Below are 12,784 nucleotides of genomic sequence, written 5' to 3' on the forward strand. Positions count from 1 at the left end.
TGCGCAATTACGGATTCGCCTCCCCCCGCCACCGGAGATCGTCACGACCCGTACAAGCCTTCGTAACCTCGGAGGGCTTTCACCGCGCGTTCTACGCGCGGATACTCTCGCTCTACGCGCGAAAACTCGGGCGCTGATCCCTCAACTCCCCACGGAGGACCGGCACATGACGATCCGTATCCGAACCGCCGCGGCCCTGGCCGGTGCGGCGCTGCTCGCGGGCGGTCTCACCGTCCCCACCGCCACCGCCGCTCCCGCCACCACCGCCAAGGCCGCCGCGGTCAGCGCCACCCCGCACCGGGTGCTGTTCGACAACAGCAAGGCCGAGACCGCGGGCAACGCCGACTGGATCATCAGCACCAGCCAGCCCGACCCGCTGGCCCAGAACGCCAACCCCACCACCGAGAAGAGCTGGACCGGCGCCCTGTCCGCCTGGGGCGTCGCCCTCCAGAAGACCGGCCAGTACAGCCTGAAGACCCTCCCGGCCGGCTCCACCATCAGCTACGGCACCGGTGCCGCGCTCGACCTCGCCAACTTCGACACCTTCGTGATCCCGGAGCCCAACATCCGGTTCAGCGCGAGCGAAAAAATCGCCCTGATGAACTTCGTGAAGAACGGCGGCGGGCTCTTCCTGATCTCCGACCACGTCAACAGCGACCGCAACAACGACGGCTGGGACTCCCCGAAGATCATCAACGACCTGCTGACCAACAACGGGGTGAACAACAACGACCCCTTCGGCTTCTCGGTCGACCTGCTCAACATCACCACCGACAACCCGCGCGCGGTCAACGCCCCGACCGACCCGGTGCTGCACGGCCCCTTCGGCACCGTCACCGGCTCGATCCTGCGCAACGGCACCACCTTCACCCTCAAGCCCGCCGACAACCCGGACGTCAAGGGCCTGGTCTACCGGACCGGCTACAGCGGCAACACCGGCGCGTTCTTCGTCACCAGCACCTTCGGCTCCGGCCGGGTCGCGATCTGGGGCGACAGCTCCCCGATCGACGACGGCACCGGCCAGTCCGGCAACACCCTGTACAACGGCTGGGACGACCCGGCGGGCACCGACGCCGCCCTCGCCCTCAACGCCACCGCCTGGCTGAGCAAGGCCTGACCGCCGGGGCGCCCTCGCCAGGCCCCCTCATCAGGCCCCTCTCACCAGGAAATGGGCCGCTCCCTCCCCTACTGTCGGAAATACCGGCACCCGCGGCGCGCTCGTACGGAGCGGCCCCCGCCCGTACGCGCCGCGGGCCCGCCGGTGCTCACCGGCCCGGGACCGATGGGAGCGGCCATGCCGTCCTACCCCTTCCACACCACCCGCGAGGACCTGCGGATCCCGCTGCCCGACGGCACGCGGCTGGCCGCCCGGCTCTGGCGGCCGGTCGGCGGCGAGCCAGGCCCCACGCTGCTGGAGTACTCCGGCGACCGCCTCAGCGACCGGACCGCCGCCGAGGACGCCCGCCGCCACCCCTGGTACGCGGGCCACGGCTACACCGCCGTCCGGGTCGACACCCGCGGGCACGGCAACTCCGAGGGCACCCCCGTCGAGCCCGGCGGCGCACAGGAGCTGGCCGACGGCGCCGCCGCGGTCGACTGGCTCGCCCGCCGCCCCTGGTGCAACGGCCGGCTCGGCCTGCTCGGCGTCGGCGCGGCCGGCACCACCGCACTGCGGCTCGCCGCCCGGACCGCCGACACCGTCGGCGCCGTGGTCACCGCCTGCCCCGAGGGCGGCCCCCGGCTCGGCGGGGCCGTGCTCGCCGCCGACCTGCACACCCGGCTCACCGCCCTGATCGCCGACGCCGCCCTGCCGCCGGACCCGCGGCACGTCGGCGACGCCTGGCGGGCCGCCTGGCTGGACCGGCTGGAGTCACTGCGGCCGCCCGTCGAGGACTGGCTCGCGGCCGGCGAGAGCACCGTCCCGGTGTCCGTGCCCACCCTCGCGGTGGCCGGCTGGGGCGACCCGTCCTGCTCCTTCGTGCTGCGGCTGCTCGCCGAGTCCCCCACCGCGCACGCCCTGATCGGCCCCTGGCCGCACGGCCTGCCCGAGGCCGCCCTGCCCGACACCCTGCGCTGGTGGGACCACTGGCTGCGCGGCGCCGACACCAGCGCCCTCAAGGAACCCGCCCTGCGCAGTTGGCTCGGCACCCGCTGGACCGGTGACGAGGCCTGGCCCTCCCCCGACGTCCGCGAGATCCACTACGGCCTGGACGGGCCGCTGTGCACCGCCGGCACCGCCTCCGACGACCGGTACGTCCGGGTCCGCTCCCCGCAGCACACCGGCCTCAACTCCGGTGCCTACGTCCCGCACGGCAGCCCCGCCGACCAGCCTCCGGACCAGCGCGAGGAGGACGGCCGCTCGGTCTGCTTCGACTCCCAGCCGCTGCCCGAACCGGTCGAGCTGCTCGGCGCCCCGACCGTAAGGCTGCGGCTGCGGCTGCCCGAGGACGGGGCGGCCGTCCAGGTGGCGGTGCGGCTGTGCGCGGTCGGCCCGGACGGCACCTCGCAACTGGTCACCCGGGGCGTCCTGGTCACCGAAGGGCCGGAGGCCGAGGTCGAGCTGGCCGCCTGCGCGGCCGCCTTCCCGGCCGGGCACCGGCTGCGGCTCGCCCTCTCCTCGGTCTACTGGCCCTGGGTGTGGCCCCCCGCGGAGGACACCGGGTACGGCGTCGACCCGTCCCGCTCCACGCTGAGCCTGCCGGTGCGCCACCTCGCCGCCGACATCGGCGCCCCGCCCGTCACCTTCGAGTCCCCGGTGCTGCCCGACCCGCTCGACGTCCACCTCACCGAGCCGCTCACCGCCCGTCCCGAGCACCTCACCGTGCACGACATCGGCCGCCGCGAGTGGCGCACCGAACTCTCCCCCGCCACCGACGGCACCCGCACCCACCCCGACGGCCTGGTCCGCAACGAACACACCGTCACCGCCTACCGCGTGCTCACCGACGCCCCGCTCAGCGCCCAGGCCCGCACCGACCACACCGTCCGGCTGGAGCGGCCCGACATCGGCTGGGACGTCACCGTCCAGACCCGCACCCAACTGCGCTGCGACGCCGAGCACTTCATCAGCGTCGTGCAACTGCGGGCACTGGAGGCGGGCTCGGTGGTGTTCACCCGGGAGTGGCAGCACCGGGTGGCCCGGGAGAGCTGATCAAAGATTTCCTTATGCACTTGCCTCATATTTCGACCCTGGCTTATAAATGGCCCCATGAAGACCATGAAGACCGTCGGCCTGATCGGCGGCATGAGCTGGGAATCCACCGCCGAGTACTACCGCCTGCTGAACCGGCTCACCCGCGAGCGCCTCGGCGGACTGCACTCCGCCCGACTCGTGCTCTACTCCGTCGACTTCGCGCAGATCGAGCGGCTACAGGCGGCCGGCCGGTGGGAGGAGGCCGGCGAGGTCCTCGCCGACGCCGCCCGGTCACTGGAGGCGGCGGGCGCCGACCTGCTGCTGATCTGCACCAACACCATGCACAAGGTCGCCGACCAGGTCGCGGCGGCGGTCTCCGTCCCCCTGCTGCACCTGGCCGACACCACGGCGGCGGCCGTCCGGGCGACGGGCCTGCGACGGGTCGGGCTGCTCGGGACGGCCTTCACTATGGAACAGGACTTCTACCGCGGCCGGTTGGCGGCGGGCGGCCTGGACGTCCTGGCGCCGCGGGCGGACTCGCGCGCCCTGGTCCACCGGGTGATCTACGAGGAACTGTGCGTCGGACAGGTCCGCGAGGAGTCCCGGGCGGCGTACCGGCGGGTGATCGGGGAACTGGTGGCCGGGGGCGCGGAAGGGATCGTCCTCGGCTGCACCGAGATCGAACTGCTGATCCGGCCGGAGGACAGCCCGGTGCCCGTCTTCCCCACCACCCGGCTGCACGCCGAAGCGGCGGTCGAAGCCGCCCTGGCCGGCCTCTGACCAACCGGCCCGGCTCGATGCACCTGTGCCTGCGGGCCGACGACTTCGACGCCGTCCACCAGCGGATGAAGGACGCCGGCTACGAATTCCTCGGCGACGACCACACCTTCATCGAGGGCGAGGTCACCCCGAACGCCGCCCTCGGCACCCAGGTCGCCTACTTCAACGACCCAGACGGCACCAACCTGGAGAATCATCCGCCCCGAGGGCGGCTTCGCCAGCTAGGAGTTCGCGGCGGCGGGTTGTCGGGGCCGACCACGCAGGGCCGCCCGGGCCCGGGCGACGCCGCCGGGGGTGGCGGGCGCGCCGGTGCCGACGGCAACGGCCCTCCTGCCCAGGCCCGCGCAGGCGCGGCAGATGCCGGGGCGGGGCACCGGGTCGTGGCAGCGGCCGCACTCGGCGTACGGGCTGGGTGGGGCTTCGGGGCGTTCCGGCGGCAGCTTGCGTTGCAGCCGGTCCCGGAGGACCGCCGCCGGGGAGTGCATCGGCTGCGGCAGGCCGGGGATCAGGGCGCGGGCCAACTCGGCCTCGCTGCAGCCCCGTTCCAGCCACTGCGCGACGAGAGGTGCCAGTGCCTGCGCCTCGGCCTCGCCGAGGCGCAGGCGGGGTTCGGGCCGGATCGCCCGGAACAGGGTGGCCACGGCGGCTCGCGTCCGTTCATCCGGGAGGGTGGGTTCTTGTCCCGGGTCCTTTACGGGAGGGGCGACAGCGCCGCCGGTCCCTCGCCCACCGGAAGCCGGGCGGGGGACAACCGGTGCGGGCTGCGGGGTGTCGAAGACATGGGCCTCGGACCGGACCGTTCCGTCGGCCCTCCGGACCGTGTCGACCCGGTAGTACCCGGCGTCCTTCAGTTCCTTGAGCGCCCGCCGCACGGCGCCCCGCCCCTGCGGACTGCTGTCCGCCATCTGCCGCCCGTCCTCCCGCCACCCGTCGGGCCGGGAGAGCAGGTCGGCGAGGAGGCCGCGGGCGGTGTAACTGAGCCGACGGTCCTGCAACAGGCCGTTCGGAAGAACGGTGAACGCGCGCGTGTGCGCGTTACGATGAATCCGCATCTGGAGCTCTATCTCCTGGTGCCAGACCCCGGGGTGTTCCCGCACCGCCGGGGTCTCCTATGTTCTGTTGATGATGCGGAAAGTAGCACATCGACTACGAAGAGTGCGAACGGTTCACGCGGGAAGCTCTGACCCCCACACCAAGTACGCCCCCATTACGGCCCGCTGCCGGAAGTCTGGTTCACCGACGCCGACGGCACGCTCGACACCGAGGACCTGGCCCGCTACCAGAAGACCGGCGAGGTACGGGCAGAGTGGAACTGCTCGCCCGAACTGGAGCCGGCGGCGAGTTGGTCCCGGTGGCGTCGCACCTGTGATCACCGCGCCGTCCGACGGGGCGTCCCGGCCTACCGCCGGGGCCGACCAGCGTCAACATTGTTTGCCCGAATGATCTGTGACCGGGCGAGTTCGGGGGTACGGTCCCGCATACAGGTTCAAGGCATTCACGAGATGGGGCCAGCGTGGCACCTCCGGACGGAATCAGTACCGGCCAGCGCATCGCCGCCTACGAAGATGTGAGAGGCCTGAGCCATCGGCAACTTGCTGATCGTGCTCACGTCTCATACAGCCTGCTCACGAAGGTGGTGGCCGGGCACAAGCCGGCGACACCAGAGTTCGTGGCAGCGGTGGCCAGGGCCTTGGGAGTCGATCCAGGAGACCTTCAGCCGGTCTCGCACATTGACGGGGTGACAGATGATCCGCTGGTCCCATTGATGGGGCCGATCCGTACGACCCTCGACCTGTACGACCTGCCTCCGCAGGAGGCCGTTCGGCCTCGTGCCCTACCTGCGCTCCGGGCGGCGGTCCGGCAGGCGAACGCGCTGGCCCAGGCCGCAAAGTACAGGCCGATGGTGGCGATATTGCCAGGCCTCCTGGTCGAGCTGCACACGGCCGCGCACAAGTTCACCGGTGATCAGCAGCGGCAGGCATGGGGTTTGCTGGCGGAGGCCTACCGGTGCGGGCACTCGGTCGGGATCGCCATCGGGCTGAGCGACTTGTCCGCGACCGCGCTGGCCCGGATGGACTGGGCTGCGGAGCGGGCCGGGGACCAGGCGCCCGCGTTGCGGGCCGCCCGCGAGTACCTGCGGGTCACCGCTTACCTGCGCGTTGGCGACCTCGCGGCCTGCCGGCGCCTCCAGGAATCCGGCCGCGGACACCTGGAGGGTACCGACATCAAGACTCCAAGCGCACTGGTCACCACCGGGCAACTGCACCTCGGCTCGGCCGTGGTCGCCGCCCGCGCCCGACAGAAGGACCTGATGCAGCACCACCTGGACGAGGCTGAAAAAGTAGCCGCCCAGACCGGCGAGCGGCCGGACCTGTCGCTGCACTTCGGGCCCACCAACGTGCAGGTGCACCGGGTGATGACTTTGGTGGAGGCCGGCGAGCACGACCGGGCGGTGGCCGCCGCGAAGGGGCTGCGGTTCCCCACCGGATGGGCGCCAACCAGGATCGGGCATCACCACATCGACCTGGCCCGCGCCTACCGATGGATGGCCAGGCCGGAGGCTGCACTCGACCAGCTCGACGCCGCATACGCGGTCGCACCCGACCAGGTATCCCGGCACCCGCTCGCCCGCGAGACGGTGACCGCACTGTCACGCTCCGCTAACCGCCGAAGTCTGCGACTGTCAACCTGGATCACCCGAACGGGCATCTGACGACCTTTCACTTCTGGTGAAATTCAAGGACTTCCATCAGCGGCATCGTGGTGTTCAGCACCCCCGAGAGGCGAAGCCTCGGGGTGTGAGCCCGGTCAGGTCCGGGCTCACCAACACCACTGCCGCATCCCTTGGAGCCCGCGATGGCCGCCGCACCCCGCCCTTCGTGCCCTGCCCAGACGCCGCCCGGGCCGCGCAGATCCGCCGAGGATCGCCTACGACGGAACGCCCTGGCCGCCGCAGCGGCCGGCTGGGCAGAGTTCGCCCCGACCGCCGACCCCCGGGCCCGCCGGGCCTCGTGAGTTCGGAGACGGCTCTCTCTCCGCTTGCAGCACGCCCCGCCCCCGGTCGGGTGATCAGACCCCGATCGGCGGTAGGTCTGGCGCACGTCGCACTTCCTTGACATGCTCCCGCCCGCCCCTTCGAGGTACCCTCATGCTCACGTCCCGTCGTCCTCGCATGTTCGTCGCGCGCCTCGACTCGCGGACCGAATCCACGCCGCTGGCCCGCTACTTGCTCCGGGCCTACCTCTCCGGGCTGCCTTCCGGCGACCGCTATCGCGATACCGCCGAACTGCTCCTAGGCGAGCTCTTCGCCAACGCCGTCCAGCACTCCGACGCTCCCGCCGACCAACACATCGAGGTCCGCTTCGCCCTCACTGGCTCCCGCCTGCGGCTGGAGGTGCACGACGCCGGCAGCGGCCACCCGTCGGTCCGTACCGCCGCGCCTGACGACGAGCACGGGCGCGGCCTCTACCTCGTGAACGAGCTCGCCGAGCGCTGGGGCTGTGCCTCCCGCCCGTGCGGCGTCGGCAAGTTCGCCTGGGCTCTCGTCGCCCCCACCACCGTCTGAAAGCCCGATTCCCTATGCACCTCGCCACCCTTGCCCGGCACACCCTCTCCCGTGGCACCACCCCCGCCGCCGCCTACGCCCTCCTCGCCCGCCTCGGCCACCGACCCCTGCCCGTCGCCCGAGCCGTCTGCCTCGCCCTCTCCATCCCCCAGGCCGAGACCACCCGCCGCCTCGCCGACTGCTACGACGCCCTGCTCGCCGACCCCCGCCCCGACTCCGCGAGCGACACCGGCGAACTCCTCGAAGCCCTCGGCGTCTTCGACATCCCCAAGTCCCTCACCGACACCGAACTCGCCGTCGTCGAACATTTCCTGACCGCCGTCGACGCCATGGGCGGCATCCGCCCCGGCCACCGCCACGGCCTCAACCGCTGGTTCACCACTGGCAACCTCACCGCCGCCTACCTCTCCCTCGCCGCCGCCCACCCCCTCCCCCGCACCGGAAACCCCACCCTCTACTGGACCACCCTCGTCACCGCCGGCGAACTCCTCACCACCACCCTCCCCTCCGACCGCCGCATCCGGTACGCCCTCACCCACTGCCGCACCCGCGCAACCCGCCCATAAGCGCAGTGAATGCTGCTCGGCGGTGGTTTCGGCGGCCTGGCCAAGCTTGGCCAGGCCGCCGTTGCTCTTGCGGTTCCTGGAAGGGGCGGGCGGGTGGGGCGCAGCTGTTGCCGCTGTTCCGGCCTGCTCTCTTCGGGCGGCCCGGCCGTTCTCGGCCGGACCGCCCGAAGAGAGCACCGCTTCCGGCCGAAGCTGTCCGGCGCGGAGCCCCGCCCGAGGGCGGCCTCGTCGGCTGATCCCCTCCTCCCCGGCCCGGATCCGTCAGCGGTGTGAAAATGCTGGGACGAGGAAGGCCAGCCAGGGGAGGGCGAGCATGCTGACCGAGTCGGTGTACCGGACCGAGGACCTGGAACCGTCCGACCGCTTCGAGTACTGGCGGAACCAACTCTCCGGGATGAGCGCGCCGTTCGAGGCCAGCACCGAACACGCCGCCGACTTCCGGGCCGAGTTGCGCATCCTGACGCTCGGTGAGCTGCGGCTCTGGGGCATGGAGACCCCGTCGAGCACCATCCGCCGGCCGTCGCGCCTGATCCGCTCCTCCGACCCGGAGTTCTACCTCCTCTCGCTCCCGTTCACCGGGCCCGCCGCACGGGACGACGGCCGCGGCGAGTGGCACCCGCAGGAGCTGGTGCTGCACGACAGCACACGTCCCACCTTCCTGCGCGTGAGCACCGAGGACCCGCGGCAACGGATCCGCGGGGCGTGGCTGACCGTTCCCCGGCAGGCGCTGCCGATCCCGCCGGACCGCATCCGCACGCTGATCGCCCGCCGGATGCCCGGGAACGCGGGCATGGGTGCCCTGCTCGTCCAGCTGCTCACCGGCATCGCCGCCGACACCGGCGCCTACCGGACCGGTGACGCGCCGCGGCTGGGCACCGCCGCCCTCGACCTGGTGTCGGCGCTGCTCGCCCACCACCTCGACGCCGAGGACGCCGTACCGCCGGAGAGCCGGCGCCGGGCCCTGACCCAGCGCATCCGGGCGTTCATCCGCGCCCACCTGCACGAGCCGGACCTCAGCCCCGGCGCCGTCGCCGCCGCGCACCACATCTCGGTCAGCTACCTGCACCGCCTCTTCGAGGGGGAGGAGGAGACCGTCGCCGCCTGGATCCGCCGCCAGCGCCTCGAACGGGCCCGGCGCGACCTCGCCGACCCGGCCCTGGCCGCGACCCCCGTCCACGTCATCGCGGCCCGCTGCGGGTTCCCCCGCGCCGCGGACTTCAGCCGCGCCTTCCGCGGCGCGTACGGGCTGCCGCCCCGCGACTTCCGCCACGGCACGGCGACGGGCGGCAGTGGACTCTGAACCAAGCGGGAGTGGACCGCATGCTAACGACAATCCCCTTGCGCGGTCGGCAAGCTGATGGTGCGTCCAGCACGGGGGATCTGGTGGTGGACGCGACCACACCAGCACCCTCGAAGGGGGACCGTCCATGTCCAGCAACGGACTCCGCAGGAACCCGCGCTCCGCCGCCGGGATCGGCCTCGCCGCCCTGGCGCTCGGGCTCACCGCCCTCGGCGGCGGCCAGGCCGTCGCCGCGCCGCAGGACGGCGCCGAGACGCCGAGCCTGCTCACCGTGTTCAAGAAGAACGCGCTCGCCGCCACCTCGGACCCGTTCATCATCACGAACAACAGCGGCAAGTGCCTGGAGATCACCAGCTCCTCCACCGCGAACGGCGCCGACGCCCAGCAGTGGACGTGCAAGGGCCAGGCCGGCGCGGTGTGGCGCTTCAAGTCCACGAGCGACGGCTTCGTCAACATCGTGAACGAGAACAGCAAGAAGTGCCTGGAGATCACCAGCTCCTCCACCGCGAACGGCGCCGACGCCCAGCAGTGGACGTGCAAGGGCCAGGCCGGCGCGAAGTGGAAGGTGGCGCTCATCCGGACGAGCGACGGCAAGGAACGACTCCTGTTCGTGAACCACAGCGGCAAGGTCCTGGAGATCACCGGCTCCTCCACGGCGAACGGGGCCAACGCCCAGCAGTGGGAGTACAAGGGCCAGGCCAGCGCCAAGTGGTACTGAGTCGCCGGCGGCCGCCGTCCTGCCGATCCCGCCGGTAGCGCGGGCCCGGACCGGCGGGACGGCGGCTCGTTCCCGGGTTGACCGTCCGACGGAAACCGCCCATGATCGCCGCCGTGAACGCACGCACGCTCTACGAGCGGCTCCTCGACCACGACGGGCCGTACGAGGACGACATCGACCGTTGGCTGGCCGGTCCGGAGGCGCCCGGGTACCGCGACCGCCTCCGGACCGCCGCGGTGCACCACACGTCCTGGTGGGCCGACAAGGACGCGGGCGGGCAGCGCCTGGTGGAGGAGCTCTACGCCCTCAGCCGGGTCGCCGACGTGCTCCTGCTCGACCCGCAACTACCGCTCTATCTGGGTCTGTTCACCGCCCTCGGGATGGCGCCCTTCGAGAGCGCCGCCCGCTTCGACCCGTTCCTGCACGAGATCGTCGAGGTCGAACGGGCCGAGGACCCGCAGGCGCCGATCGAGATCCTCGACGTACGGTGGCCCGGCCTGATGCTCGGCGAGCTGCTGTTCAACCGGGCCGGCGTACGGGTCCGGGCCGGCGCGGCGCACGCCGAGCGCGGGGTGGCCGACCACTTCCCGCTCTACTGGACGTTCCACCGCGCGCACCGCCCCACCTGCGACCTCTCGCACGGCTGGGGCGGCAACTCGCAGTGGCGCACCGACTTCCGGCTCGACTACCGCACCGCCGGAGGCGACCTGTTGAACGTCGCCGAGGCCGGATCGGTCGACGGCCGCCCCGACCTCGGCCACTACCGGGACCTCGGCCCCGAGGAGCGTCTGCTCACCCCCGCCGAGCGGCGCGAACTGCTGCGCCACCGCTGCCTCCTGCGCACTCCGGAGGCGGCCGGCGAACTCGCCGCCTCCCCCGGGTGGGAGCGGGAGCTGTTCCCCTACGAGTGGCGGCTGCCGGACGGGGAGGCGTGATCGGCCAGCACCTCGGCGATCACGTGACGGGCGATGCCGGTCATCCTCGGGCTGCTGTCGCGGTAGTAGGCCACTTCCAGCAGGGCAATGGAGAGGGCCCAGCCGCGGGCGCGGTCCCACGCCGCGTCGTCGACGGCAACGGCCGCACGGAAGGCGGTACGGGCGGCGGCGGGCAGCACGTACCAGGCGGGGATCAGGTCGACGGCCGGCTCGCCCAGGCCCGCACAGCCGAAGTCGATGACGGCGCTCAGCCGGCCCCGGGCGTCCACCAGCAGGTTGCCGGGCTGCAGGTCGCCGTGGATCCAGACCGGGGGGCCGGCGGGTGCGGAGGCCCGGAGCGCGTGCTCCCAGGCGGCGGTCACGGCCTCGGCATCGACCAGGTCCGCAACCGCCGCGATCGCGGTCCTGGTCCCGGCGTCCCGCTCCGCCAGCGACTCGCTGCGGTGGGCGGCGGGGCCGTCGGTCGGGTCGATCCGGCGGATGGCGGTCACGAAGGCGGCCAAGTCCTCGGCCAGCAGCGCGGGTTGGGCCGACCGTCCGGCGACCGGGTTGGTTCCGTCGAGCCAGCGCAGCACCGACCAGGGCCAGGGGCAGCCGTCGACCGGCCCGCCCACGGCCAGCGGGACCGGTACCGGGACCGGCAGCCGCGGGGCGAGGCGCCGCAGCCAACGGTCCTCCTTGGCGATCTCCTCGACCACCCCGGGGATCCGCGGGATGCGCACCACCAGCTCCGTCCCCAGCCGGTACATCGCGTTGCTGGTGCCGACCGGCTCCACCGGCTCGACCGGCAGACCGGCCCACTGCGGGAACCGCTCGGCGACCATCCGGCGCACCAGCGCCTCGTCGATGTCCAGTTCGTCGGGGTGCATCTTGCCGGAGGAGGCCATGGTGCCCGACCCTGCCAGCCGCGGGCCCGGCCCGGCAACCGGATTACCCTGCCCCGGTCACTCCCGCACCGCGCCCGCGGCGATCAGTGCGGGCAGCTCGCGCATGTCCTCGAAGACGACCGTTCCCGGCCCGGCCAGCCGCTCCGCCGCCGTGACGCCGCCCGCGTAGCCGAGCGCGCGCATCCCGGCGGCGCGGGCGGCCTCGACGCCGGGCCGGCTGTCCTCGACCACCACGCAGGCGGACGGGTCGACGCCCATCGAGCGCGCGGCGTGCAGGAAGAGGTCCGGCGCGGGCTTGCCGCGCCCGACCTCGGTGGCGCTGAAGATCCGCCCGGCGAAGTGGCCGTGGAGGCCGGTCCGGCCCAGGGTGTGACGCATCTTCTCGTGCGTGCCGCTGGAGGCCACGCAGGTGGGCAGGGTGATCGCGGCCAGCGCCTGCGGCAGGCCGTCCACCGGGGTCAGCCCGGCGTCGACCGCCTCGGCGTGCAGTTCGTGGAAGCGCTTGCCCCACACCGCCGCCGTCTCCGCCCCGAGCCGCTCGGCGACCAGCGCGTTGTTGACCGCCTCGGACCGCCCGACGAACCGCTCGATCGCCTCCGCCTCGGTCAGCGGCCAGCCGTACTCCTCCCCCAGCCGCACCAGCACCCGGACGGCGATCACCTCACTGTCCACCAGGACGCCGTCGCAGTCGAATATCACCAGCTCAATCGGCTTGATCATCCGGCCAGCATACGACCGGCCCCGGCCCGTCTCGTCGACTTCCCCACAGCGTCCGGGCGTTGGCAGCAGCAGGCCGCGCGGCCCCCGGGGACGGGGCGCGCGGCCGGGGGGCACCCGCGCAGCGGGGCTGGATCGCGGTGTCGTCGATCACGAAGCTCGTCTGGAGCGAGGAGTCCTCGG

12 protein-coding genes and 1 pseudogene are annotated in these 12,784 nt (G+C 72.7%); 10 read left to right on the plus strand and 3 right to left on the minus strand.

What is annotated here, in order from left to right; all coding sequences use genetic code 11:
* Positions 1 to 166: 166 nt before the first annotated feature.
* From ACIRRH_RS30700 to ACIRRH_RS30715, 4 genes and pseudogenes are all read left to right on the plus strand, one after another.
* On the plus strand, positions 167 to 1,117 hold the full coding sequence (locus tag ACIRRH_RS30700; protein ID WP_403073872.1) for a hydrolase: 951 nt from the start codon (positions 167 to 169) through the stop codon (positions 1,115 to 1,117).
* 177 nt (positions 1,118 to 1,294) lie between these two features.
* A complete protein-coding gene (locus ACIRRH_RS30705; RefSeq protein WP_403073874.1) occupies positions 1,295 to 3,151 on the plus strand; it encodes a CocE/NonD family hydrolase in 1,857 nt (618 codons plus the stop codon).
* A 66-nt stretch (positions 3,152 to 3,217) separates the two neighbouring features.
* Positions 3,218 to 3,913 (plus strand): aspartate/glutamate racemase family protein, encoded by a 696-nt coding sequence (locus tag ACIRRH_RS30710; protein WP_403073900.1) that lies wholly within the window; start codon positions 3,218 to 3,220, stop codon positions 3,911 to 3,913.
* A pseudogene (locus ACIRRH_RS30715) lies at positions 3,802 to 4,044 on the plus strand (VOC family protein); the annotation flags it as partial. The gene ACIRRH_RS30710 and the pseudogene ACIRRH_RS30715, both read left to right, overlap by 112 nt.
* A 90-nt stretch (positions 4,045 to 4,134) precedes the next feature.
* Here ACIRRH_RS30715 and ACIRRH_RS30720 read toward each other — a convergent pair.
* Positions 4,135 to 4,965: a hypothetical protein gene (locus ACIRRH_RS30720; protein ID WP_403073876.1), complete on the minus strand. Its 831-nt coding sequence runs from the start codon at positions 4,963 to 4,965 to the stop codon at positions 4,135 to 4,137.
* A gap of 461 nt (positions 4,966 to 5,426) precedes the next feature.
* Between ACIRRH_RS30720 and ACIRRH_RS30725 the strand changes: the two genes are divergently transcribed.
* The 6 genes from ACIRRH_RS30725 (at position 5,427) to ACIRRH_RS30750 (ending at position 10,997) form a co-directional block, all read left to right on the plus strand.
* A complete protein-coding gene (locus tag ACIRRH_RS30725) occupies positions 5,427 to 6,626 on the plus strand; it encodes a helix-turn-helix domain-containing protein (protein WP_403073878.1) in 1,200 nt (399 codons plus the stop codon).
* Positions 6,627 to 7,085: 459 nt separating this feature from the next.
* Positions 7,086 to 7,478, plus strand: coding sequence for an ATP-binding protein (locus ACIRRH_RS30730; protein ID WP_403073880.1), 393 nt, complete (start codon positions 7,086 to 7,088; stop codon positions 7,476 to 7,478).
* A 14-nt stretch (positions 7,479 to 7,492) separates the two neighbouring features.
* Positions 7,493 to 8,044, plus strand: coding sequence for a hypothetical protein (locus ACIRRH_RS30735; RefSeq protein WP_403073882.1), 552 nt, complete (start codon positions 7,493 to 7,495; stop codon positions 8,042 to 8,044).
* A gap of 313 nt (positions 8,045 to 8,357) precedes the next feature.
* Complete coding sequence (locus ACIRRH_RS30740) at positions 8,358 to 9,344, plus strand: helix-turn-helix domain-containing protein (protein ID WP_403073884.1); 987 nt, start codon at positions 8,358 to 8,360, stop codon at positions 9,342 to 9,344.
* 127 nt (positions 9,345 to 9,471) lie between these two features.
* Positions 9,472 to 10,062 (plus strand): RICIN domain-containing protein, encoded by a 591-nt coding sequence (locus ACIRRH_RS30745; RefSeq protein WP_403073886.1) that lies wholly within the window; start codon positions 9,472 to 9,474, stop codon positions 10,060 to 10,062.
* Between the two features lie 113 nt (positions 10,063 to 10,175).
* Entirely contained in the window at positions 10,176 to 10,997 is an 822-nt protein-coding gene (locus ACIRRH_RS30750) for a hypothetical protein (RefSeq protein WP_403073888.1), read from the plus strand.
* Here the strand turns inward: ACIRRH_RS30750 and ACIRRH_RS30755 are convergent.
* Both ACIRRH_RS30755 and ACIRRH_RS30760 read right to left on the minus strand, forming a co-directional pair.
* Positions 10,964 to 11,884 carry an aminoglycoside phosphotransferase family protein gene (locus tag ACIRRH_RS30755; protein ID WP_403073890.1) on the minus strand — a complete coding sequence of 307 codons (921 nt, stop codon included), beginning with the start codon at positions 11,882 to 11,884 and terminating at the stop codon, positions 10,964 to 10,966. The two genes, ACIRRH_RS30750 and ACIRRH_RS30755, sit on opposite strands and share 34 nt — an antisense overlap.
* Before the next feature lie 57 nt (positions 11,885 to 11,941).
* On the minus strand, positions 11,942 to 12,604 hold the full coding sequence (locus ACIRRH_RS30760) for an HAD family hydrolase (protein WP_403073892.1): 663 nt from the start codon (positions 12,602 to 12,604) through the stop codon (positions 11,942 to 11,944).
* Positions 12,605 to 12,784 lie beyond the last annotated feature (180 nt).

Origin of the sequence: Kitasatospora sp. NPDC101235 (assembly GCF_044767505.1) — a bacterium.
Lineage (GTDB): Bacteria > Actinomycetota > Actinomycetes > Streptomycetales > Streptomycetaceae > Kitasatospora.

Coding starts and splice junctions, on each gene's coding strand:
- ACIRRH_RS30705 (WP_403073874.1), top strand. CDS start 1,295: ATGCCGTCCTACCCCTTCCACACCACCCGCGAGGACCTGCGGATCCCG.
- ACIRRH_RS30735 (WP_403073882.1), top strand. CDS start 7,493: ATGCACCTCGCCACCCTTGCCCGGCACACCCTCTCCCGTGGCACCACC.
- ACIRRH_RS30740 (WP_403073884.1), top strand. CDS start 8,358: ATGCTGACCGAGTCGGTGTACCGGACCGAGGACCTGGAACCGTCCGAC.
- ACIRRH_RS30760 (WP_403073892.1), bottom strand. CDS start 12,604: ATGATCAAGCCGATTGAGCTGGTGATATTCGACTGCGACGGCGTCCTG.
- ACIRRH_RS30710 (WP_403073900.1), top strand. CDS start 3,218: ATGAAGACCGTCGGCCTGATCGGCGGCATGAGCTGGGAATCCACCGCC.
- ACIRRH_RS30745 (WP_403073886.1), top strand. CDS start 9,472: ATGTCCAGCAACGGACTCCGCAGGAACCCGCGCTCCGCCGCCGGGATC.
- ACIRRH_RS30720 (WP_403073876.1), bottom strand. CDS start 4,965: ATGCGGATTCATCGTAACGCGCACACGCGCGCGTTCACCGTTCTTCCG.
- ACIRRH_RS30755 (WP_403073890.1), bottom strand. CDS start 11,884: ATGGCCTCCTCCGGCAAGATGCACCCCGACGAACTGGACATCGACGAG.
- ACIRRH_RS30730 (WP_403073880.1), top strand. CDS start 7,086: ATGTTCGTCGCGCGCCTCGACTCGCGGACCGAATCCACGCCGCTGGCC.
- ACIRRH_RS30700 (WP_403073872.1), top strand. CDS start 167: ATGACGATCCGTATCCGAACCGCCGCGGCCCTGGCCGGTGCGGCGCTG.